We start from the raw sequence: 23,477 nt of genomic DNA, 5'->3' as shown, positions 1-23,477 counted from the left end.
ATTATTAAATTTGATTAAAAAGTCATGTCGTTATAGACATCAGAAGTCGCAGCCTTTTCTTGGCTTTTCTTAACATCCATTTCTGGCTGTCTGACTTTCATCATTAACTCTTGTGGATCAGGTAAAAGATCGTGGTTGAAGTTCTTAGATAACGGACTATCGATTGAAGCTTTATGTTGCTGTACATGCTCTACCGTAATTTCTGAAAAGTTCAACGCATTCATACGGGTTTGAGTAAGTTCAACAGGCTCGATAAACGAGACAAAACAATTATTCGAGTTCCGTTGGTGTGGTTGAATAACAATAAACGCTTCAGCAAATTGCTGTTTTGCATGCGTCAATTTATTCATGGTCTGACGATCAACTTGACTTAAAAATTGAGGATTTAAGTCGTGCGGTTTTGGATTGCCGTAGTCATCGGTAAATTGATTCACTAGGGGAGGTGCACCAACACCACGAACACCCTCACCAGTACGTAAATCTATTTCTGGATCTACCTTGCGAAAACCAGCGTGAGGCGTTTTATTGTTGAAAAATTTCTTTAAGAACGTGTCTTTGTAAAGCGCACCTAGTTGTAGTTGTTGGCCATGATAAACCTCAGGCAGTAATTTTTGACTCACCAAGCCAGCGTAAAGACGTTTTAAATTTTGATTTTTTTCTTTGTCTACATCTTCATTGTAGAACACTTTAATTTGTCGATCGCCAAGTAATGCAAACAGGGCAATACGGGCCTGGTCCATAACATAAACGTTCTGAGCCTGTTTATCGAACTGGTCTTTTTCATGCTGGTTGGATGGTACAAAATTTGGATCAAAAGTTGCGGTGTGAAAGTCATTGCCGTTCAAAATATCTTTGATACTTTCAATCGGATCTTTAGCAACCCGATAAGACTTTTTAGTTTTATCAATACCGCCACGTTGCATCAACGGATCTGGCTTAGCGAATTGCTTAACACTTTCACGATCAGCACTGTCATAGGTTGGAATCAATGGGATTGTAGTTAATACAGAACCAGACTCATAGCGCACAACAATTTTTGAAAATGGAATGCGCTCAGGTTGGTTGTCAGTACTATTCGATAAAGATTTAACAAGAAGCTGTAAATTATTTTTAATAATAGCGTTATGAAGTGCTGGAGAATTAATTTTTACATTGGGCACTTGCATATGTGCTGCATCTTCAATGATTTGAGCTTTAACAAAGAAATCGCCGTTTTTTTGTTGATGCACATTGATAGAAGTGACTGCTTTGATTAATTGTGAATTCGGGTTGTTACTCATTACGTTGCACCACTGAGCAACATAAGTTTTATAACCGTCAAGAGATTCGTAGGGTGAGTCAACACATTTGTCAAAACAGATAATTCGACCACGGTTAGCACCGCGATTATGTGTGTCTAATGAAGTACGTTGGTTACGTCCAGAATCAAATTTTGCGTGGACTTCATCTACTGAAACATTCTCAGTATGATGCTTGTTGAGTTTATTAATGATCTTCGTGAATTCTTCAGATGAACTCATTCGTATGCGAACTGGTTCATTGGTAGACATATCAAAGCCGTATGCATACAGCTCGTCTTGTTCATCATGTTTGTAAAATTGATCTACAGTCATGACGATACGTTTAATCGTATTATCACTTTTACTCATTTCTTAAATTCCACGCTTTATATTTTTGATTGCTGGTCATTGACTCAAGCTATTTATAAAATACTACAAAACCTCATTGGTATATACTAAGGAGGCAAATAAAAAATTAAAAAATATATTAAAAAGTTTAAGAGTAAATTTTTAAAAAGAAATTTTTTGTTTATTATCTTTCTAATTAAGGGAAGTTAATTAGGGACATTTTTTATGCTTATTTTTCATGATATTACAGGATTAGTACGGAAAAACACAAATGGTACGAGCGAAAATCAAATTCATTTGAGCGCAAATTGAATTTGAATTTTTAGAAAATAAGGCGTTTTTAGCTGGTTTTTGATGTTTTTATCCACTTTCCTATTAAATTCTATCCACAAATTAAGTTCTTGTATATTAGAATGAATTTAAAAATATGAGTAAAATATTGTTCATTTTTTAGCTTTTTGCAATATTGGAAATTTGCAAACTAGCAAGTGTTGTAAGTCGCTGTTTATAATAAAATTAAATAGAATAAAAAATACTTCCAGCGCAAATTAAATTCATTTGAGCGCAAATTAAATTCAAAACGTTGCGGATAACTTCTCCAATTTCCTGAGAGCCTTGATAATAAAGACTTTCAGATTTTATGAGGAATAGCCCTTATATATGACCCAACGATCGCTATTTAGCTTGTTTTACGACAAATCAATAACTTACGCCATTAGGACGCAAGAAAGTTTACAACCCATTTATAAAAAACTTTCGCTGAGTTCAGACTATAACAAAAAATCAATGAGTTACGCCATTAGGACGGAAGAAAGTTTACATCCACTTATAAAAAACTTTCGCTCGTATTTTGACACAACTATAAATCAATAACTTACGTCATTAGGACGGAAGAAAGTTTACAACCCATTTATAAAAAACTTTCGCTGGAAGTTAGGTACAGCCAAAAAGTTATAACCTAACCTTAAAACATACTAAACATACTATCTATGATAGTTGAGCTATTGGATCTGGACAAAAAAGTAAAATCAATAACTTACGCTATTAGGACGGAAGAAAGTTTACAACCCATTTATAAAAAACTTTCGCTCGTATTTTGGCACCACTATAAATCAACAACTTACATCATTAGGACGGAAGAAAGTTTACACCCACTTATAAAAAACTTTCGCTCGAAATTTGCCAGCAATATAAATCAACAACTTACATCATTAGGACGGAAGAAAGTTTACAACCCATTTATAAAAAACTTTCGCTCGAAATTTGCCAGCACTATAAATCAACAACTTACATCATTAGGACGGAAGAAAGTTTACAACCCATTTATAAAAAAGTTTCGCTCGAAATTTGCCAGCACTATAAATCAACAACTTACATCATTAGGACGGAAGAAAGTTTACAACCCATTTATAAAAAAGTTTCGCTCGTATTTTGGCACCACTATAAAACAATAACTTACGTCATTAGGACGGAAGAAAGTTTACAAACCATTTATAAAAAAGTTTCGCTGGGTGCCTATCTTGAGCACATATTTATTTGATCAAGTATTACATTGGTTAACTTACATTGTAATTGTGAATATTACTCATATAAGGCACTGTTTTTCATAGTCTTATTTATTAAGAAATTACTGTTAAAAATGCTTTTAATCGTAGTCTAATTAACGAATTGATGCTATAATGTCTACTCAGAATGCCTATGGGAATTCGAGATATGCAATATCAATCATTTAGTCTTAGACATCAAAAAATACTCATTGACTTCAATGTGTTTAGCTCTGGCTCGTCTGATATTTTGCTAAAAGGTGTTTTATCTGCCGAATTGCTTATTCTAGTTGATAATTTAAATGCATTTTATTCTGCAGAAGACGGTAGATACGTTGTATCAGCTGAAAAAGTTAACCACGTTACAGGTCTAGATTTTAATAAGAAAACTATCAACCAGATCATGCGTGAAGCTTGTGATTTATCATTTATGATTGATACAGATGCGAAGCAAGCTGCAGCACCTATGATTGACGAAATTCAAATCTTATCAAGTGGCGATATTACTTTTAAACTCACTAAAAGCTTTGATTTTTTTAGAAATTCTCTTAGTTTTAAAAGCATATATGAGAAGCTACCATACAGGTTCACTACTTCTAAACTAGAGTTACCGCAGATCGGTCAACAAATAATGTTAATTGCGTAATTAAGCCTCTGACGAGGCTTTTTTATTGTCTAAAATTTAGTTAGTATATACACAGCTTTAAAGCGAAAAGACTACAACGTTAGTTGGGTTGCAAATATATTTTTATTTTTATTTTTTAATTCAATCTCAGGCAATGTACGTTGTACGTTGTCTAAAGTGGAGCAGTTATGCAAGATTCTTCACAAGTCTGCATAAGTAAAGGAATTTCAGAAGATGAAATTTTTGGACTATCGCAGTCAATCAAAGACTCAATTATTAATGCCGAAACAAAAACCATGGATCTCTTGGGTTACGGCAACAAAATCAGTAATTTCATAGTCGAATGTTATCTAGATATTCCAGTTGTTGATCAATTCATTTTTTACTTAATGTTGGTGAATGCCAAAAATAAGTATGCACATCAGCTGCAGCGCGTTATCGCTGAAAAACCTGAATTATCCCAAATTGAAGCATTACAACTAGCGAACAACTTTGTTCTGAATTTTGAATACATCCGTCAAATTCTTTTATTCAAAAATAAAGCTAATTACCTTAGCAATGGCCGTATCAAATCTTTGGCATGGAATACGCTAAATAGTGTTGGTAAAGTGATGCTACCAATGAGCTCTTTACGCCAAATGGACAGCGAACCATTTTCAAGAAATGACGTAGACAGCGTAACTCATAAAAGAATGTTTGCCAGTACGGGCTATTTTGAATTAGATAACAATGCGTTTATTTGCTATCAGCTTGAAGAAACGTTGATTGCCAATCTATCTGAATTAGATTTTGATAAAAAGGGGCGCTACACAGTTCTCGACACTTTAACGGTTCTTGGATTTAAGGACCGTTTTGATCTTTATATGTATAACTTGATGAAGATCAATGAGTTTCGTGGCGAAGTGGTTATTCCTTACATTGACTTCAAAGCATTAACCGAGTTTTCAGTAGAATTTAAATACAAAGCAAGTGATTTTTACCGTAAACGACTTCTTGTTTCATTAGAAAGACTGAATAACAATCCATCTATTGAATTATTTATTTCTGTTAAGTATGAACCATGCAATAAGCGTACACCAGATCGTGACAATTTTTGCAATTATCGTTTTCAGATTCAGTTGAAGTCCAACTATCGTAAAGCGCTTAATACATTAAATGAAATGTGTGCAAAGGTTCAGGATGAACAGGGCAATGAGCTTAAAATCAGTAATGCGCTCTTCACTTCAGCAATTCGATTGAATAATGGTGAACCTGAAAAAGTAATAGAACTTGTTAAGGATCGTTTAGCTGCTTATACAACTAAGAATGGACCATCATATTTAGCTAAAAATCTTAATTTGGTTGCGTCTTATGTTACGCGAGCTCTAGAAGATCTATATAAAAGTAATCACTTCTTTGAAAGATTCCTAAACGATATGAAGCAAGCAGATAATTTACTTTATCTGAGAAATCGTGATAAGAAAGTTGAGATCGAAAACAAAAGTGCATCTACTTTCTCAAGCGAATTCATTAATATTCGCGACAAAGTTGATGTTACCACTTGTGAAATTCTTACAAACGCTGAGTACATTTCAAAGAAAACGGAAGCTACTGTAATTATTGATTATGCTTTCATACGTAATTCTATTTTTATTACACATCCTCATTTGCGCCACCAGCGAAATGCAGACGAGAAAAAATACATAGATCTCGTGTGTGAAAGCACAAAGCTTTGCCAAATATTCTTTGGTACGGGTAATGAAAATAAAAAAACGTTAACTCAAAACTATTTAACAGAACTCCTGTTTGAACATTTTTTTGATGATAATTTCCACTTGAACTCAGATGTATTAAAGAATCTTCTAAAAAAAGATAAGGACTATTGGGTACAAGAAAAGCAAAAGACATTTATGCGGTTGTGGAAACTTGCAAATGAGTTCAGTTTAAAAGCTATTAGTCCAGCGAACTACAACGGTAAAGAGAGTTCAGACAATGAATAATAAACTTTATTTATGTGCAATTTTTACGGCTACTATATTGAGTAGTAGTGCAAATGCCGATTTTAGTGATTGGTATAAAAAAGCAACTTCAAATGAAGATTCAACTCAGCAAGTGCCAGCTCAACAACAGCAAGCACCTGGTCAAATTCAACAGCAAGCACCAGTTCAGGTTCAGCAACAGCCGATACAGCAAAGACAATATAATTCTAATCGGAACACCACAGCTACGCGTTACCAAAACAATAATGCAAATGTCACTGGTGATTCTGGCCTTGAAGCACGAATGAATAACTTGAATTCGACCATTGAGAATCTAAACAAGTCATCAAAAAGTGGTGACAACCTCACGAATAACTATCTAAATATTGTTCAATTCATAGTGATAAACGAAGAAACACGTAAATTGGATGGTAAAGACAATACATCACTGATCAATAACATGTTGGCTGGTATTGTGAGTTGTCAGAATAAATACAAAGTCGATGTTATACAAAAAGTGAATAATCAACTCCCAAGAGATGTTGCTAACACCGTACAACGGTATTTAAGCCAGAATGGACGCTCTATTGGTGCAAACGGCAACTGTTTATACTAATTAAACCCCCTTTTAAAACCGTCCTTAAAAGGCGGTTTTTTTATTCTTAAAACATACCTATTTATTTTAAAACCACATTCTATATACTACTAACAGTTTAATGAATATTAATGTGGGTTTTATCATGATCAGTTCTAAAACAATATATGAACTATATCAATTGCTGAATCAATCCGAAGTACAAGAATTAAAATCATCTATAACTGAGACTTTTGGTGCAGATGTGGAAAGTGAAGTTGATAAAAGCCCGGTCTTACAGCAAAAGATCAATTATTTTATTTATCAATATATACATCTCAAGCATCCAGAAAGAACAGACAAGATCTTATTCGATGCAAATGAGTCGGCTCACGAGGTTGTAAAAACAGAACACCTTAAAAGTGAGCCAGTACCCTTATTAAAAGATTTTGTATCAAACAGCAGCAATAAAAGTTTAGCACCTGAAGAACAAAAAGATGTAATTGCAGTCACTTTACCAGCCGAATTATCTGACATTCCTGTTGAACCAACAAATCAAAACCATACAGGAAATAATGAAGTAAAACATGACTATAACATTATCCTTGATGGTCGAACTAAGCTAAATATATTGCTCGAAAGATATTTAAGTGGTGTTGATGATGTGGCTCGTGAAATCATTGTGAAGTGCTTTCTTGTTATCTCTATATTTGTAGCACTGATCTCTCTTGTTATGGTTCTTCTGAATACGACCAATATTAACCAGATCCAAGAAATGTATGATATTGGCCATAAAACATTCCTATTCCAATATGCTGAAGTCTGCAATGTAAATGTTGAAGTTGCAAAAGCGAATCCATGTGTTATCTCAGAAATCAATAAACGTATTTCTGAACTATCAAATAGCAGATTTTGGAACACGTTCGGGGTGGTGCTTTTCTCACTTTTATCGTGCTTTTTCTTCTACCATATCTCTACTTACCGTGATTCTAAAGATAAGCACAACGGCTAGTCTTAAAAGGAGGGTAGGGTGTTTTAAAATGGTCTTAAAAGGCCATTTTTTTATTTTAATAACAAAGTTTTATAGTTGATAAAAGGTATTCTAAAAGTATAATAGATACACTCTTAAAACTGGAATGCGTTGTGCTTTTTAAAATTCCAAAAACGGGTGAGATTGATTCAAGTGAACAATCGATGACAGGCCTGGTACTCAAATCGGCATACAACTTAGTTGCCATTTTCAATATTTGCTACATCTTTGTAGTTGTATTCTTTGTGTTTGAAATGTTTTTAAATACAACGATATACAAGATTAAATATCTACCAGAAACCCTCAATACTCCATCATATATATTGCAAATCATCATATTCATTTTATGTTTTTCTTCACTTCTGTATGCGATAAACAAAATGTTTGATGAAAAGTATATCCCTACACGCAAAGAAATCTATCTATTCCTTATCTCTTTTACTATCAATAGTTTATCAATGTTTAATTTTTTAGCTACCAAATAACACTGTAATACCAAGTTCCCACCGTAGCCTAAGCAAAAGTTACCTGTTTTTTTGGGTTTTAAAAGCAGTGAACAAGGGCAGAATTAAAACACAAAAAAATAAAATTAATAGTTTTAAAAAATATTTTTTAAAACTAAATCAGTGATAATATGTAACCAACGTTAAGTTTAAGAAAGTATATTATGTCTGATATTCGCAGCATCTATTTTTACGGTAATAATAAAAGCATCAAATTGGGTAAAAACCCAATCTTAAATACTGTCTTTGAAATTTTTCCAGCCACTAAAACCCCTTTAAAGCGGATTCTTAATCATAACCACCAGTGGGTTAGTAATTGCGCTTTTTACGTGCCTAACGATGTGAAAAGTGAATGGGTTAAAACGGTAACACTTTCAATTTTGACAATCTCAATTATGGCTTCCTTCCGTAATGCAATTGCACAGCAAAAAGGGTTGTCACCAAACGATGAAGCACTTGATGAAGAGGTAGAGAACCTTGTGCCAGATTCGTTATTCAATTCTGCTATTGAATTATCGGATCTTAAAAAAAGTTTATTAGAAGTTCTGCCAAATTTAATGAGCGAATACCTTGCACAAAACTTTGGTGAATACGAAAGCATTATTACAAACGGTGTAGCTAAGCTTTTTATTGATAACCATGAATTTTTGGATAAGCAACTTGATTCTGATGCTGGAACAGATAATCAGATTTCAATGTTAAATTTTACTGACAATGCAGATGAATTATTTCACACAACAAACTATATTTTAGTCCGTATTGCTGATTCAAATGAAAACTTGAAAATCAACTTTACTAACAGCAAACCACATGCAGAACACTTAGGCCGAATTCTGCATACATTGTTGGGGGATGAAAGTTTTGAGATCTCAAAAGGTTCAATTGAGATACCTAATGACGAAGATGGCCAAGAAATTTTCATCTTTGAAAAAGAAACGAACTTTATTGATTTTTACAATTCATTATTGCTGGAAGTTAGTTTTTTTCTAGATCATGCAACAGTCTTAGAGCATATAGAAAAGTATGCACCAATTAACCAAACACTAAGCAGTTTGAGTGAGAATTTAGAAAAGAATATTAACTTTGTCATTTCTTCATTCAAAGAAACTCGCGATCTATCTGCATATTTAGAAAGCCGTGCTCAAATCATAGGGTTAATTCATGAAGCTGCACAAATCGCCAGCATTGAAATACAGCCAGTTGCTCAGGCTAAGGACCTTAAATCGTTAATTGAATCGCATCACCTGGTTACTTTTAATGATAAAGACACCTTTAAACAATTTAATTTATTTTGAGGTGAATATGAAATTTGTTATTAAAAATGGCATTGGTACACGTAAAGTCGAAGTGGATCTCGCATTAGATATACCATTGGTGCTACAAAAATCCATTTCTGTAATTGAGTATGAAGATTTCTTTAAATATTTTAGTGAGCAACATTTTCACATTTGCAAATTTAGAACGTTGAACTTTAAAGATAATAGCGTAGAGGGAAGTAGTAAGGAATTAAATCGCTTTATCTGGCTTGCTATGGCACATCAAGCTTATATGGAGCGTAAAGCTTTACTACCAAGTAAATATATTGCGGATCTAGAAGCTTCAATTTCAAGCATGTTTAATTTAGAGAGCGAATCGCGAGAATGGTACCGAGCTATTCACAAAGCCATAGATGCTTACCTTAAATCACAATTTCCTGAAGCAATAGAGTTTTTACCTTCCAACATTGCACCACTGGATGAAGTGACTAAAATTCTTATGCAAGAAGTACAGCCAGTGATACCAGTTGCAGACGAGCCAGCGAAGCTTTATAGCTGATTCTAGAAATAATTAAGACATAAAAAAACCATCTAAAAATTAGATGGTTTTTTTTGTTTGTGTTTTTATAATTTTGCGAATACTTCAGGATTGTCATTCATAAACTGTTCAATGAAATCATTGTCTAATTCGACATGTTTTGGAAGCTTCTCATGTTCACGAACAATGGATTTTATAGATTCAATATTTTGCTGATTGAAAACAGGTGTTGTACGGCTCTTATAGCCAGTATCAGCCATCGCATAGCGATCATCAAACATACCTGAAGAGGTATTAGAATCGACTTCTGAGTCGCTTATAGATAGTGTTAAGTTGCGGTCTTCAGCTAACTTTAAAATGAATTCGTCAGAGATAAAGTTACGTAGCTCATGCAGCATAGATTCAACTTTATTGTGTTTAAAAAGCACCTTTGCAATTGAACGACAAGATAAGAAACCTTTTGTGATGTTTAGATCTAGTAATTTTTGAGGAATGATTGGATCGCTTTTCTTGTTGCTATTCGCGATCTGTTCAACTTCTTCATCAGTCATAGAAGCTATAATGTTTTTAAAGAAATTGCCATATTGAAACTTTTCAATTTTCTCCAGCATTGTCACTTGTTCTGTATCTAATAAGCAAAAAGAAATAGGTTTAAGCTTGCGTTGGTCGGTTTTGCTTAAACTGCCATTTTGGTTTAAGCGGTTCTCTTTGGTTTTAGCGTTAGTTTTAGAGTTAGTCATTTTAAACACCTTTCAATATGTTTTAAACTTTGGTTAATACCAATAATCATATTATAAGTGGTTTTAGCTAAAATACAAAAAATGAACATTTTGTTTTTTTAAAAAAATCTTTTAAATGTTTTTCGTATATACTATAAGAATATCTATCTTAAAAGGTATAACTCGTGATTAAAACTGATACAGGCGATACGGTTGGAGGGGGTTTAACGAATCCTCAGGATGAAGTTCTAGCATTGTTAGAAGATTGCTTAAACTCTGAACAATATACAGCTCGTATTACTTATATTTGTGAAGATGGCGGTCAATTAGTAGGTAAAAAGGCAGCTTTAAAGATTTTAAAGGAACAAGAGGACAATGGTTTAATGCTGGTTCCAATACCAGTCTTAGGAAAACAACTAAGAGTCTGGAGTGGTTTAAGTAAAACCAAAATGTCTAGTCACACAGGATTGTACAACAATATACAGTGGTCAAACTTTGAAAGTGGCGAAAAGTTAATAACAAAGCAAGCGTGGACATTACTTCAACTTAGACTTGGGGTTCATCCAAAATACAAATTGGTTTTAAAAAATGAATTAGATGTCGAGTGAATTATATGTTAGTGAAATTAGCCCTTAGTGGTCATGCTTCTCCAGAAGCTTTAAGTAAATTTGAACGTATCAAAGCGTATGTGCCAGATAGCGCACCTGTTTTGGTCACATACTTTAATAAACAAGTTTTATTAAGTGATCTACTGGTTAATTTTTCTAATTTTTTACCATCGCTCGAAATCACAAAAGATAAAGACATGCTGGTTACGATTAGAGGAAATGAAACACCTTTAGTCGAATTTATTGTCAATTTAAAACTATACAGCATGAAATTAGGCAAACTTTTCTTTGAATTTGAGAATCAATTTAAAGAAAAAGAGCAAGACTTTAAGGGCTTTATTAAACGTCACAAACTTAAAGGTTTTGATCATGCCAATTTTGTTAATTACGTGAAACTAGGTGCATATGATAGTGCTTTAGACATTATCAAACACCAGTACGAAAGCGTTAAAAAAACATTCTTTGTACTGTTTAAAGATCGTTTCACCCTATTAGAAAGCAAGGGTTTTATTTAAGGATATTCTATGGAAATGTTAGATCCATCAAACACAAACCCTGGGCTCTTTTTAGTCATAATGGCTACGGCAATTGGTACCATACTTTTTGGTTTTTTAATTGTCGCTTTAATTGCACGATATAAGTTCAAGATTAGAGTTACGGTATCTAGTTTTATAGCTGCAGTTACTTTATCTGTATTTAGCTTTATATGCTTTGGTTCACTTGGTCCGATGGAACCTAAATACAGTACTTCAGTTGTTCAGCTTTATGCGTTGGGCTTACTGGCTGGTACTTTAATATTAAATATAGTTCTTCTGAAATTATTCAGCCCTAAAACTATTGAACAGTTAGCTTTGAAAGGTTTTAATAAGTCAGAAAATGAACAAAAAGAGCATTACAAAAACATCTTAAAAGAGTTTAAATGTATTACTGATTTGGAAGATAAAAACAAGCTTAATAAGCGCAGTTTTAACTTGTTAAATGTTTTTAAACATAAAGGAAAACAAAATGTTTGATTTTAAGATGAAATCTTTGTGTGTTTTGGCTGTTGCCGGATCTCTTTTAACTGGTTGCGTATCTAGTACTATTGATGGAATGGGTTCTAAACGCAAACAAATCATGTTGTATTCTGAAAAAGAATATCTTCAGCAAAGTACTCAGTCTTACAACAACATCATCACGACTGCTAAACAGCGTGGATTGATTGTGAATAACGCTCAAGTAAATAGAGTAGCAAAACGTCTTATCGCACAAGTTCCACATTATCGAGCTGACGCAGCAAATTGGAATTGGGAAGTTAATACAATCCGAGATAATGAAATCAACGCGTTTTGTCTATCTGGAGGCAAGATCGGTGTGTTGACTGGTTCTATCACAAAAATTAATGCAACTGATGATGAATTGGCTGCACTGATCGGCCACGAAATTGCACATGCTTTACGTGATCATGGGCGTGAAAAGGTAAGTAAAAAGCTTTTAACTGGTTTAGGTGTGCTTGCAGCTAGTTCGGCTGGTCTTGGTGACATGGTTGTATCTGGCACAAGTTTACTAGGCGATTATGGGGTTAACTTACCTGGTTCGCGCAAACTTGAAAGTGAAGCGGATCTTCTAGGTGTTGATATTATGGGTCGTGCTGGTTACAACCCACAGGGCGCAGTCAGCTTTTGGAATAAAGTAGTAGCCCAAGAAAAACAGGGCACTAAAATTGATTTCTTATCAACGCATCCTACTTCAGAAAAAAGAATTGTAGCGATCCAAGAATACATCAACCAAAATTACAGGAAATAATATAAGGAGCTGGTTATGGATATTTACACAGTTATCCGAGTGAGCAAAAAGTTGTTTGACCACGGTTATGTTGTAATACCAGAACACAAAGTAGATTTTAAATCGGCTTTACTGCTCTTAAATGAACAAACCGTTGATGATCGATTTCTAATATCTAAAGATATAGTAGGTGCTGAAATCAGAGGGAATTTTGCCTTAATTGAAAAGGAGGGGAAGTTTCAATTGTTTACCAAAGGAATAGATTACTTTTGTTTGAATGTTGAGCCTGAAAAATCCAGTACTGATCCTAAACCTGAAAAAGAGGTAAAAAAGAGTAAAGTAGTTCTCAAAAACCGTTATTTATATAAAAGTGGCGTGAAGAAGATAGGGGAGCTGGACACGTACAAGAAAAGAAGCGTCAAGATTACGAATGTAGGAAAACCATTTGTACTAAAACAAAAATTGCATGACGTTCCAGATTGGCTTTTTGAAAAGCTAAAAGACCAAGATGTATGTTGGATCTATTTTGAATATGCTGAAGAACAATTATCAGAGGCACCAATAGAAACTGCACCAATCAATTTAAAAAGTGACATTGAAAGTTGTGTTAAATACTTTAAGTTACATGGTGAAAAAACAAGAAAAAAACCAATTATCAATGCTGAAGCACCAGGTAACGTAAACCTATTCAGATATTGTGATTTACGGCGCATTGATCAGGAATTAAAAGTCTTATTTGTTTGTAGTGAAAACTATCTTTGGTTACTGGAACAAAATAGACAAGATCCACTACCTAACATCAAATTAAACAATATTAGTTTTGGCGGTTGGATCATTCCCAAGACGACAAACCAAGATATGTTGAATAAGCTAATAATGTTAGATAAAGAATTAAAAACGAATCCAGATGCTTATCTTCTAAGTGTACGAGAGTAAAGTACTCTCGTACAATAACTATTGTAATGCTACTAATTAAGTTGCTTAAATCTAAATAATTAAACATAGCTGCAAACATGAATCTCAATTTTTTATTCGGCTTTATCATAATTATTGTTGGCGGTGGTGCAGCAATAGTTGCGCTTCGTTCAATGTTAGAAAATGAAATTTTTATGAAGGATAGTATATGGCTATGAATAATTCTAAATTCGATAAATACTTATTGCGCTCATTTTTAAAAAATACTGGACTTGCAATAATTTCAATTAGTGCAATAGCATTGGTTATATTTGCATGTTATGTGGTTTATATAGGAATAGGAAAAGCATCAACTTATGTATTCAATAACTTTGTACTAACTCTAAAAACTATTGGCTATATCGTATTATTTTTAATCGCTTTAAATTTAGTTATCTGTTTTATTGAAAATGTTATCAAAGAAGCCAATCAAAAAAGGAGTGAAGATAGTTCAGAAGATAATGTATGAGGGTAATAAAAAGTATCATACTGGCTTACTCTCAACACTTTGATTTTTTGGTCTTTATCTCCATCAAGTGTATTTTCTAAAATATAGTATGAATCTTTTACCCTCATACACTAAGGGGTTAAGAAAGGTTTCGGCAAGAAACGCCCCTCAACAAAACACCTACGATAAAAAAGTTTTAGTGATCGTGGTGATCTGTATCAATTACGTCATTATTGTTTGCATTAAACTTAGCCTGCTCTTTATAAAAATTATAGTCGGCATTGTCGTATACAAGCTCTTTTGGGTAAGGGATACCCATTTCATCAAGCTTTAAAGCGTAATAATGCGGTATTGGCTTGGTTGGATTGAAGTATGGTTCAGGGTAGTACTGAGTAACGACTTTAGCGGAGTAGGAATTAACGAGTTGATCTACATCGCTTTCTATTGTTTTTTGTTGGTCATTGTAATAAGAGTCAACAAGCTCTTTGTCTGAGTGGCTTGCTGCACAACCTGAAAATATTAAAGGTATTAAAATAGCGATAATTCTATAATGTTTCATTTTAAATAGGCCCAGGTGTAGTGTATATTTAATGGAACGTTAAAATACTTTTGATTATACATGACTTTTAAAGATGCTGTAACACCACCTTTTAGCAGAGGAAAAAGAGAACATAAGTTCTTGGCTAAAATGTTAAAATCTGAAAAAGATAAGATTAAGCTTTATACCAAAAGTTTAAGAAAAATTACTTTTAATGAGCTTTTAATTAGAGCAACTTTAATTTTAGTTGTGGTTTTTGCGTTAAGTTTTTGTATCTTTGGCGTATACCTATCTTTGAACGGTTTATTCTCAAAAGATGTGCATTTAGGAATGATTGGCATTATAGGTGATAGTAGTAGAATAATATTATGTACCATCTCAGCTATATTGTGCGCGGTTACAGCTTTCAAACTGTTTAAGAAAGCAAAAATTGACTGGAAAGAACATCAGTCATCAAAACGATATGCCAAAGCAATAACGAAAGAGTACCAGTCATTAAATAATTTGATTTTGGAACAGATTAAACAAGATAAAACAGGCAGTTATTGGCTGAACAGCAAAGAGATCCTGAGCATAACAGAGCAATACGAAGATAACATAAATGAAAACACAAAAGATTATCTGGTAAGTTTTACGCAAGATACGACTAAAAAGTATGTTAGGTTTTACATATATAATAATTCGCATATCTCTAATGGGTATACCAATGTTTTACATATACACTCGACTACTTTAACAATTTATTCACACTGTCTAAGTTATTCGGATTCGTTGAGTGTTAAAGACCTTTTAGATATTTCTGTTAAAAGTATTTGCATAAATTATTAGTTTTACTATAATACTTTTAAGAACAAAATTTAAATGTTTCTTACGACATTAAAAGAATGGGAGGCTTATAGCTTCCCATTTTTCTTTTTAAAATAACTATTATTTTTCTAAAACATCATTTGCCTTTTTCTCAAAACCCTTAACTTCTGCTAAAAGTTCTTCATTTTGGGCCATTGTGTCAGTAAAGGTCTGTTTCGAGAATTTAATGAATTCCAATGCATCATTGATCGATTGCTCTTTGCTTGGCTTCACGTACTTCGGGAGCTTATTGAATTCAGTATCCACATTTCTTTTGATCGCAGAAAAGTCTTTATCAAGCGACTCGAATGCTGCACTGGTTGACTCAAGCTGTATACGTTCAGAAACTCTATGGTCGATGTTTTGGAACACCAGGAACACACATACAAAAACTAAACTAGCAATTAAACTATTTTTTAGAACAACTGTATCCATTTTAAAACCCTTTAACATTTCTTTGATATTTTTAGTATAATCACTTTAATGTCTTTAAAATTTTTTTAAAAAATATGTCTAAAGCCTCCAACGTTGAGCTCTTAAACTTTTATAGTCTTGTTAAAGTACCTTTTAAATATGCTCACAAAGAGGTGTTGTTCTCCATTTCTATTTTATATTTTAACGGTAAAACTAAATCATACGTTCATTATCACAAATTTGAAGATGAAGAATTGCAGACTGTTCTAGGGTATGTGGTTTCGGAGAGTCTGGCGTGGACCTTTGGATCTTTGAAAACTGATAAATTCACTGTTAATCAGAATTTTATTTTCAATACTGTGCAAGAAGTGGAAAAAAGCCTTAAAGAACAAATAAATGCTTTATATAAAAGCACGGGTATAAATGCTAAGTTTTCCATGCAATATGCCTTAAAGGATAAGCCATCTGCAGAAAACAACGACTTATTAGAGAAGATATTTGCGATTGATAAAATGCTACCATTTGCTTTTACATTTAATAATAACGGCGGTTATGAAGTTGCATTAAAAGAATGTTCGTTAAAACTAATTAATGATATTGGGTTTTTCGCTTAAAAGTCCTTAAACTATTAAATACCACTTCATTAATACCTATTTTTAATTATAATGTGGGGTATTAGTAGTTTTAAGTTAGGTCATTAATTAGTGAATAAGAAAACCCTTACCATAGCGATATTGTCAGTTTTGCTATTTGGTTGTGATAAGTTAAAGCCTTCAAATACTGATACTGCATCTCAAGAAGAACAAATAGATCCCATTGAAAAGAAAGTTGAGGAACAAGTTCGCAAATATGATGAACGTGTTACCACTTACAATCCATCTAACTACAAATTACCTCAATCAAGCCTTTCTACCACCAGCCACAAAGTAGCGTGTAATTTTGGTGTAGGGGGAGATCTACCAGCTTTGGCATCAAATGGCATGTTCTCACAGCCGTTATATCGTATTGAAGCTGAGCAGATCATGGATAAAGTTCAGGGCGATGTGATGTATGCCCCTTATTCAATCGCAACATCTGTTGAGGGTGATGTTTTATATGAATCTGAAATTGATAGCTTTGATCGACAGTTAAATACATTACGAAGTTATCAAATTAAATCATCTGAACAAAATATCATTTCGTCATCTGGCTTTTACACCAATTCAAACAAAGCTGTTCGTATGGCACCTATCCGCAGTTACCCGGTTGCTTATGTGAAGCGCTTGGACGGCGATATTGTTTCTACATCTATGTTTAATGATGCATGCGACAAAGAAGTAGGTGTACGTAACTACAAATGGCGCGAAATTGATGTGTCGGGCAAACCATATGCAAGTTTAGCATCCACTGTATCTGAGCAAATTGTTCGGGTGAATCAGTTTGGCATGTTCACCAGTGCATCAAATTTTTACAGCTACTTCAGTAGTGAGTTTGGCAACTTCTTGGATGCAAATAACAAGTTTAGATCCGCATTGGAGAAATCAGGACGTTTCCCTAAAGGTTCAAAAATCTACGTTCCATCTGAGATTAAAACGACTGATGAAACACTGGTGATTACGAAGAACCCTGAGCTTGAAATTACAGACTTCCAAAAAGACAAGGTTTTAGAGGCATACAACAAAGAGGCCAAAATACGGAATCTTGGCCAGATCGTATTCAAGGTCTACAACCTCAAAAACAATACTGTTTTCTATACACCATGGAATGAAACCAAGCACCGTGAAGCGGTCGAGTTTGAACCTATTGTTGTTATCGATGGCAAGGCTTATTCAGCAGTTTGGCATGTTCCTAATACTTTGACATTCAATGATTCGACCAGTGCTGGAAACTTAACGTATTACAACGCTACGGCGCATAACGCATTCGTCAATGCTGTTAAAGGTATATACCAAGGTCAGCAAAGCATGGTTGGTACAGAGCACGAAGATGATACCGAATATTCAATGAAGACTGCAGTTGAATACCAGAAAGCCCAGGCAGAGAAATAATATGGAATTAAGCACTATTGAAAAGAATACCGAAGCTCAAGACATTCAATCTGATGCGTATGACCAGCGTGTACATTCAGTATTGATAGTACCTGAACATGCCCTAAAAAAAATTGAGTCGATGATTTTGGCTACTGGTCATGTACAAAGTGACAGTACCAATCTTTTAGAAGTTTTAAGGCCAATGCCTGAAGAATTCAGAAAAGACGTTGATAACACCGAATTTACAGAAAAAGAAAACGGCGACATCGGTGATGCAGCCGTGGTCATTGTTGATGGTTTGATTCACGACACAAAACGCGGTGTTTGGATCTCTCAAAATTGGGGTTGTGGTAGTCCTAAATTCACCAAGCTTATTCAGGCTGGAGCTGAGCCACCAATTGAACTGATTGCCAAAAATAAGGGGGATAAGTTTAGTGCGACTTTAACGCACGAATTTCAAAAAGCGTATGAGCGAATGGGTTATACCCAAAAACAGGTCGGTTATATACACATCCTATCAAATGGTACACCAACGACTTTCTTTAACTACCTGAGTGACGAATTGCTGTGCAAACTGGAATTCATATCAGTAGACAACAACCGTTTAAACGCCTCACAAACTAACTTTTATAGTGCCGTAGAGCGAGGATCTGTTTCAGATTGGGGAGTGAGCTATCACAGAAAACCTTTTAACTTAGAAAATTACCCGATCAATTCTCTATTGGTGTCGGGATTAACAATAACTTTTATTTTGTACCTGATTTACAGCTATCTCTTTGGAGCTTAATACCAAATGAAATATTTAAACAGAACATCTCAAGATCGCGAAAAACATCATTACTTTAATCAACAACAGGGCGACAATAGAAAACAGCACAATCCGAACCATCGTCACCACTCTATTAGCTTAAATGATGTATTTCGGTCGTTATTAGCCCTTACTCAACTAGACAAAGACATCCCGACATTGATCAAGCTTTTTGAAGAACAAGGGCTTGAAATATGCGAAACGCGTGTACGCACTTGGTCAACACCCGTGCATATCAACAATAGACCAATACCACACATTATTTTTGTTGGTTTTATGAATTTACTTGAGTGCATCAATGCTGAAGCAAAACTCAAAGATATTAATCTGTTTGATCTGTCAGAAATCTTGGACGATATACGCAACTAACAATTATGTGGTTTAGCTATGACTGAAGAAATAAATAGTAATGAAAAAAAAGATGGTCCTATTACGGATGTAGGTAAAAAGTTTGCTGGTGCACGTAAAGACAACCCATCACCAGACTTCTCAGGCAACATGAATGGAATTAAGTCTGACAGCCTAGTGACTAAAAAGGAATATTGGCAAAAGCCTGATTTTAGAGCTGATGCCCAATCTGGCCATAAACCTGTAAAACATGCACTATTATTTTCTTTGGTCTATGCAAACTTAACCAACAAGCCTTTAGGGGGCGGTTGGTTTAGCATAGGTCAAAAGCAATGGGATGATGCCTACATTGCTACGCTACACTTCTTAAAAAACAAATATGAAAGCTCACAGTAAGCGTCCGCTGAATCCCATACCTATTTTTTAATTCGATTTAGGTTTCCAGCAGTGTGGCAGCAATTCTTCAATTTGGGTCACTTTGTGTGTCGGTAACCTTTTCAGCACATCACTTAAATAGGCATACGGATCCAAGCCATTCAGCTTTGCTGACTGGATTAACGTCATGATGTTTGCCGCTCGCTGACCACTGCGCAGCGAACCTGCAAACAGCCAGTTCTTGCGCCCCAACGCCCAGGGACGCATCTGATTCTCGACCCAATTATTGTCAATCGGTAGATTGCCATCATCCAGATAGCGGCTTAAGGCTGGCCAACGCTTCAGAGTGTAATTGATAGCCTTGGCGGTAGGAGAACTCGATGGCACTGTCAGATGATGTTGGTTGAGCCATTCATATAGTTGTTGCATCACTGGTTGACTATGCTGTTGTCGGTATTCGCGGCGGTCTTCCGCTGTACCATCGGTCTTTTTCCTGAGTTCTGCTTCTATCGCATACAGTTTCTGAATCAGCACTAAGGCCTGTTCAGCAACCTGACTTTTCCCGGTCACATGCAGTTCATGGAATTTACGACGTGCATGGGCCATGCACCCCACCTCAATCACCTGGCCTGATTTAAAACGTGCTTTATAACCACTGTAATCATCACAGACTAGATAGCCCTGCCAGCCTTTCAAGAACTCTGCAGCATGCTGGCCTGAACGACTATCCTGAAAGTCATAGATCACCGCCTGAACTGGATTGTACTGTGTGGTGGCATAGGCCCAGACATAACCTTTCTTCGGTTTTTTATTATTCTCACCCATCCGCATGATGGTGACCGGTGTTTCATCTGCATGCAGCACCCGCTGTTGCAGCACCACCTCTTTTAAGGCATTGGCCAGAGGTTCCAGTTCTACACCGCAGCGACCTATCCAGTCAGATAAAGTTGATCTAGAAAGTACGATTCCCGCCCGCTGATAGATCAGACGTTGACGGTACAGCGGCAAATGATCGGCATATTTCGATACCAAAACATGGCTGAGCAGTTCAGGTGAAGCAATGCCTTTATCAATCACATAGGCGGGCATCGCTTGCTGAGTCAGAGTGTCACACTGATCACAGACCCATTTACCACGCACATGCTGTTCCTTATAGAACTGTGCCGGTCTGAAATGCAGTTTTTCACTGACATCTTCGCCGATACGACGAAGTTGGCAGCCACAAGCACATTGGGTTGATGCAGGTTCATGCTCAATACGGATGGTGTGTAGATGATCTGGCAGTGGTCGACGTTTAGGTTTATTGGTTTTGGCTTTGTGTGTCACTGCATCGGTTTTATCTGCATTTAGCCGTTCCAGTTCTAGATCAACCGCGGCAATATCTTCTTCAACCGCTTCATCCCACAGGTGGATTTGTTTTGCAGTGAGATGTTCGTTTTTACTGCCGAATTTATGCTTTTTAAACAGCGCCAGTTCATGCTCGTATTTTTGATTGAGAATAGAAAGATGCTGAACTTTGGCATCCAATTGCTGGTTTGATTTTTCTAATTCTTGATTTGATTGTGCCAGAGACTGATGCTGCATCGCCAACTGCCTGGTGAATTCCAGCAGTTGTTCATGGGTCAGTTGGCTTAAGTCAGGCAGCGTATTCATGACCGCAGTATGCCTGAGGTCATGAAGAGAATGAAATAGAACGTTTGGAGGATGGCAGAATGGAACAGCCTGGTTTAAAGCATCGTCACCACCTGCTGTCGTCCAATGCGCTGCCAGGGCAAACCTTGGATCAGTGCCTGTAACTGTTCCGGACTGATCGCCATGCTTTCACCCTGGTGAACCTGCGCCCAGTGAAATTTACCCTGTTCCAAACGCCGGGCACACAGCCAGATGCCCAGTCCATCATGTACCAACACTTTCATACGATGACCACGTTTATTACAGAACAGGTAGGCGCAATGCGGTTTGATGTAGCCAAAGGCTCTCACCACCTGAGCCATGACAGTATCCATTCCTGCTCGCATATCCATGGGCTGGGTAGAGAGCCAAATTTCATTGATACGGATCATGTTGCCAGTGCCTTGAGTAATTCTGCCAAGACAGGTATTTCTGATGTCTGCCATTTTAGCTGAATATCATTATTCGTATGAGGCACGGTGATACACAACGTGATCCGCTCATCAATAGGTTGGCTGATTGCAGCAGTGTAAGGCAAAGCAATAAATGCTGGATTCACATGAGTAGGATCCTGCACGGCACCCTCATGATGGCTGAAGATCCTGATCCAACGACTGACAAGGTTGGCATTAATACTATGTTGCAGTGCGACCGAAGCGATCGAGGTATTAGGATTTTTGCAGGCATTGACAATACTGAGTTTGAATTCTTTGCTGTATTTTCGGCGTTTTTTAGCAACAGGAGGTGTTGCTGAATATATATCCATGTTCATGGATTAAGTCCCCACTTGTTTTTAGGTGGGAACTAAATTAAGGCTTATAGGATCGCTTGGTAAGGCTGTGTTAGCCGGATGCTTACAGCTCACACTACGAACGTTTAGAACAACTGACAGACGACTTTAATGCGTACATGACCGTTAAGTTTGGTGCTGGACGAAGTGAAAAAGATATTTTAGAACGCTACTCAGCTGGACGACATACCAATCGCAGAGTTAAACACCCACTATCATTTAGTTCAGACACACGTTTACGCTTAAAAAACTTAATCCCTTTAGGATGGCCAGACGATCGTGTACTTGATACGGATAATTATGGTGCCAAAAAATTATTAAACACTGAGACTGGTCAACATAAGTGGTATGCCGTTAAATCCATTTCAGCAAAGCGGTTTCAAACACTAGATGATTGGACGGAATACGACACATTCAATGCAGCACTAGAAAAAGTAAAAACATTTTTTCAGCCAATTTTAGATGAACGAGTCATAGAACCCAAAAAAGGACGCGCAAAACCACCCAAAAGACCGCGCTACGACAGAGTTGAAGTGCGCGAGGGTAAGGACCATCGAAAGGGTGAAAACATCGATAGCCAGTTGCTTATGGACTATTTCAAATTTTCTGGAGTCGAGTTCGGCAATTGGGTAAATCAAAAGGAACGTGCATGGTTTCTGAATTGCACGTATGACTCACTAATGGATCTTGTCGAACTTCTAGGTCTACCCGTTACGTTCGCATCTTTAGGCGGTAAGCTAGGAATAGCATTCGGTTCGCGTGGCACAGGCGTTGATAGCGCAGCAGCTCACTTTGAACCAGGTAATATGCTTATTCATTTGACCAAGACGCAAGGTGTTGGAGCACTAGCCCATGAGTTCGCGCACGGATTTGATTGTGTTTTGGCAAAACGAAACGGACTCAATAATAACTTTTTTAGCGAATACTTTCTTTACACCAGTAAAGGGCGTTACTCAGTACAGAATCATCAAGAGTCAGCATACAAACATCTTAAAGATGGCCAGACTGCAGATAAGTTTATCAAGCTGGTTAATTATCTTACTTTTAAGTCAACCAAATACCTTGATTACGAAGAAAGACAAGGCGGTACGGGCTTTATGAATAACGCCATGCACCTAGATCAATCACGGTCAATGTATTGGTCACAGCCAACAGAAATCTTTGCCAGACTGTTTGAATGTTGGGTGACGGATAAGCTGGCTGAAAATGATCAACAAAATGGGTTTTTGGTGCACGGCACAGAAGAGTCGGCAAATAGTTGGAATATGAAGTTAAGCGCATATCCAACAGGCAGAGAACGGGCAATTTTAGTTGATTTGATGGATGATTGGCTAAAAGCATTAGTGAGGTCGTGGACGAAATGAATGCAATCACTAAGACCTCAAAAAAAGAACGGATCTTATTCAATAATCCCAAAGCAACACGACTTTACAGGGAAGCAATAACAGAGCTTATTGCGTTTAAACCTTGGGAAGTTAACGCCACTGAGAATATGCTTACGATCTGCAACACCTACCGCTATGTCGTGA

26 protein-coding genes are annotated in these 23,477 nt (G+C 36.0%); 19 read left to right on the top strand and 7 right to left on the bottom strand.

Annotated elements, in window-relative coordinates:
• Nucleotides 1-14 precede the first annotated feature (14 nt).
• Complete coding sequence (locus ACEWB7_RS03305; protein ID WP_005005782.1) at nt 15-1,649, bottom strand: hypothetical protein; 1,635 nt, start codon at nt 1,647-1,649, stop codon at nt 15-17.
• 1,692 nt (nt 1,650-3,341) lie between these two features.
• Between ACEWB7_RS03305 and ACEWB7_RS03300 the strand changes: the two genes are divergently transcribed.
• From ACEWB7_RS03300 to ACEWB7_RS03275, 6 genes are all read left to right on the top strand, one after another.
• Entirely contained in the window at nt 3,342-3,818 is a 477-nt protein-coding gene (locus ACEWB7_RS03300) for a hypothetical protein (protein WP_005005780.1), read from the top strand.
• Between the two features lie 167 nt (nt 3,819-3,985).
• Nucleotides 3,986-5,776: a hypothetical protein gene (locus ACEWB7_RS03295; protein ID WP_005005779.1), complete on the top strand. Its 1,791-nt coding sequence runs from the start codon at nt 3,986-3,988 to the stop codon at nt 5,774-5,776.
• Nucleotides 5,769-6,371 carry a hypothetical protein gene (locus tag ACEWB7_RS03290; RefSeq protein WP_005005776.1) on the top strand — a complete coding sequence of 201 codons (603 nt, stop codon included), beginning with the start codon at nt 5,769-5,771 and terminating at the stop codon, nt 6,369-6,371. Before ACEWB7_RS03295 ends, ACEWB7_RS03290 begins: the two co-directional genes overlap by 8 nt.
• 124 nt (nt 6,372-6,495) lie before the next feature.
• Nucleotides 6,496-7,341 (top strand): hypothetical protein, encoded by an 846-nt coding sequence (locus ACEWB7_RS03285; RefSeq protein WP_024160863.1) that lies wholly within the window; start codon nt 6,496-6,498, stop codon nt 7,339-7,341.
• Between the two features lie 685 nt (nt 7,342-8,026).
• Entirely contained in the window at nt 8,027-9,157 is a 1,131-nt protein-coding gene (locus tag ACEWB7_RS03280) for a hypothetical protein (protein ID WP_005005771.1), read from the top strand.
• A gap of 7 nt (nt 9,158-9,164) precedes the next feature.
• Nucleotides 9,165-9,677 carry a hypothetical protein gene (locus ACEWB7_RS03275; protein ID WP_005005767.1) on the top strand — a complete coding sequence of 171 codons (513 nt, stop codon included), beginning with the start codon at nt 9,165-9,167 and terminating at the stop codon, nt 9,675-9,677.
• A 65-nt stretch (nt 9,678-9,742) separates the two neighbouring features.
• Here ACEWB7_RS03275 and ACEWB7_RS03270 read toward each other — a convergent pair whose 3' ends face one another.
• Nucleotides 9,743-10,396 (bottom strand): hypothetical protein, encoded by a 654-nt coding sequence (locus ACEWB7_RS03270; protein ID WP_005005764.1) that lies wholly within the window; start codon nt 10,394-10,396, stop codon nt 9,743-9,745.
• Nucleotides 10,397-10,560: 164 nt separating this feature from the next.
• Between ACEWB7_RS03270 and ACEWB7_RS03265 the strand changes: the two genes are divergently transcribed.
• The 6 genes from ACEWB7_RS03265 to ACEWB7_RS03240 all read left to right on the top strand — a co-directional run bounded on the left by ACEWB7_RS03265 (nt 10,561) and on the right by ACEWB7_RS03240 (nt 14,170).
• Complete coding sequence (locus tag ACEWB7_RS03265; protein WP_099143551.1) at nt 10,561-10,983, top strand: hypothetical protein; 423 nt, start codon at nt 10,561-10,563, stop codon at nt 10,981-10,983.
• 5 nt (nt 10,984-10,988) lie between these two features.
• Complete coding sequence (locus ACEWB7_RS03260; RefSeq protein ID WP_005005759.1) at nt 10,989-11,498, top strand: hypothetical protein; 510 nt, start codon at nt 10,989-10,991, stop codon at nt 11,496-11,498.
• A 9-nt stretch (nt 11,499-11,507) separates the two neighbouring features.
• Nucleotides 11,508-11,996: a hypothetical protein gene (locus ACEWB7_RS03255; protein WP_005005757.1), complete on the top strand. Its 489-nt coding sequence runs from the start codon at nt 11,508-11,510 to the stop codon at nt 11,994-11,996.
• Entirely contained in the window at nt 11,989-12,768 is a 780-nt protein-coding gene (locus tag ACEWB7_RS03250; RefSeq protein ID WP_099143550.1) for a M48 family metallopeptidase, read from the top strand. Before ACEWB7_RS03255 ends, ACEWB7_RS03250 begins: the two co-directional genes overlap by 8 nt.
• Before the next feature lie 15 nt (nt 12,769-12,783).
• Nucleotides 12,784-13,683, top strand: a complete 900-nt coding sequence (locus ACEWB7_RS03245) for a hypothetical protein (RefSeq protein WP_005005753.1) — start codon at nt 12,784-12,786, stop codon at nt 13,681-13,683.
• A 187-nt stretch (nt 13,684-13,870) separates the two neighbouring features.
• Nucleotides 13,871-14,170 carry a hypothetical protein gene (locus ACEWB7_RS03240; protein WP_005005752.1) on the top strand — a complete coding sequence of 100 codons (300 nt, stop codon included), beginning with the start codon at nt 13,871-13,873 and terminating at the stop codon, nt 14,168-14,170.
• 175 nt (nt 14,171-14,345) lie between these two features.
• On the opposite strand, the gene ACEWB7_RS03235 is transcribed toward ACEWB7_RS03240, so the two are convergent.
• Nucleotides 14,346-14,708: a hypothetical protein gene (locus ACEWB7_RS03235; RefSeq protein WP_005005750.1), complete on the bottom strand. Its 363-nt coding sequence runs from the start codon at nt 14,706-14,708 to the stop codon at nt 14,346-14,348.
• Nucleotides 14,709-14,768: 60 nt separating this feature from the next.
• Between ACEWB7_RS03235 and ACEWB7_RS03230 the strand changes: the two genes are divergently transcribed.
• Entirely contained in the window at nt 14,769-15,515 is a 747-nt protein-coding gene (locus ACEWB7_RS03230; protein WP_005005749.1) for a hypothetical protein, read from the top strand.
• Nucleotides 15,516-15,614: 99 nt separating this feature from the next.
• Here the strand turns inward: ACEWB7_RS03230 and ACEWB7_RS03225 are convergent, their stop codons facing one another.
• Nucleotides 15,615-15,968, bottom strand: a complete 354-nt coding sequence (locus tag ACEWB7_RS03225) for a hypothetical protein (protein ID WP_005005748.1) — start codon at nt 15,966-15,968, stop codon at nt 15,615-15,617.
• A 74-nt stretch (nt 15,969-16,042) separates the two neighbouring features.
• Here ACEWB7_RS03225 and ACEWB7_RS03220 point away from each other — a divergent pair, with 74 nt between their 5' ends.
• The 5 genes from ACEWB7_RS03220 to ACEWB7_RS03200 all read left to right on the top strand — a co-directional run bounded on the left by ACEWB7_RS03220 (nt 16,043) and on the right by ACEWB7_RS03200 (nt 19,508).
• Complete coding sequence (locus ACEWB7_RS03220) at nt 16,043-16,561, top strand: hypothetical protein (protein ID WP_005005747.1); 519 nt, start codon at nt 16,043-16,045, stop codon at nt 16,559-16,561.
• A gap of 90 nt (nt 16,562-16,651) precedes the next feature.
• On the top strand, nt 16,652-17,974 hold the full coding sequence (locus tag ACEWB7_RS03215) for a hypothetical protein (protein WP_005005746.1): 1,323 nt from the start codon (nt 16,652-16,654) through the stop codon (nt 17,972-17,974).
• 1 nt (nt 17,975) lies between these two features.
• Complete coding sequence (locus ACEWB7_RS03210; RefSeq protein ID WP_005005745.1) at nt 17,976-18,743, top strand: hypothetical protein; 768 nt, start codon at nt 17,976-17,978, stop codon at nt 18,741-18,743.
• Nucleotides 18,744-18,749: 6 nt separating this feature from the next.
• The gene (locus ACEWB7_RS03205) at nt 18,750-19,133 is read left to right on the top strand and encodes a hypothetical protein (protein ID WP_005005744.1); all 384 of its coding nucleotides are present in this window, start codon (nt 18,750-18,752) and stop codon (nt 19,131-19,133) included.
• Between the two features lie 18 nt (nt 19,134-19,151).
• Nucleotides 19,152-19,508: a hypothetical protein gene (locus ACEWB7_RS03200; protein ID WP_411580435.1), complete on the top strand. Its 357-nt coding sequence runs from the start codon at nt 19,152-19,154 to the stop codon at nt 19,506-19,508.
• Nucleotides 19,509-19,535: 27 nt separating this feature from the next.
• On the opposite strand, the gene tnpC is transcribed toward ACEWB7_RS03200, so the two are convergent.
• From tnpC to ACEWB7_RS03185, 3 genes are all read right to left on the bottom strand, one after another.
• The gene (gene tnpC / locus ACEWB7_RS03195; protein ID WP_411580434.1) at nt 19,536-21,140 is read right to left on the bottom strand and encodes an IS66 family transposase; all 1,605 of its coding nucleotides are present in this window, start codon (nt 21,138-21,140) and stop codon (nt 19,536-19,538) included.
• A gap of 74 nt (nt 21,141-21,214) precedes the next feature.
• Nucleotides 21,215-21,550 carry an IS66 family insertion sequence element accessory protein TnpB gene (tnpB, locus tag ACEWB7_RS03190; protein WP_180112098.1) on the bottom strand — a complete coding sequence of 112 codons (336 nt, stop codon included), beginning with the start codon at nt 21,548-21,550 and terminating at the stop codon, nt 21,215-21,217.
• Nucleotides 21,547-21,930, bottom strand: a complete 384-nt coding sequence (locus ACEWB7_RS03185; RefSeq protein ID WP_411580433.1) for a transposase — start codon at nt 21,928-21,930, stop codon at nt 21,547-21,549. The genes tnpB and ACEWB7_RS03185 overlap by 4 nt, the downstream gene beginning before the upstream one ends.
• Nucleotides 21,931-22,067: 137 nt before the next feature.
• Between ACEWB7_RS03185 and ACEWB7_RS03180 the strand changes: the two genes are divergently transcribed.
• Entirely contained in the window at nt 22,068-23,312 is a 1,245-nt protein-coding gene (locus ACEWB7_RS03180) for an LPD1 domain-containing protein (RefSeq protein ID WP_411580432.1), read from the top strand.
• Nucleotides 23,313-23,477 lie beyond the last annotated feature (165 nt).

The organism is Acinetobacter sp. NIOH-H-8 (assembly GCF_046635365.1).
In the GTDB taxonomy this organism is placed as follows: domain Bacteria; phylum Pseudomonadota; class Gammaproteobacteria; order Pseudomonadales; family Moraxellaceae; genus Acinetobacter.
This window is presented reverse-complemented; position numbering and strand designations above follow the sequence as displayed.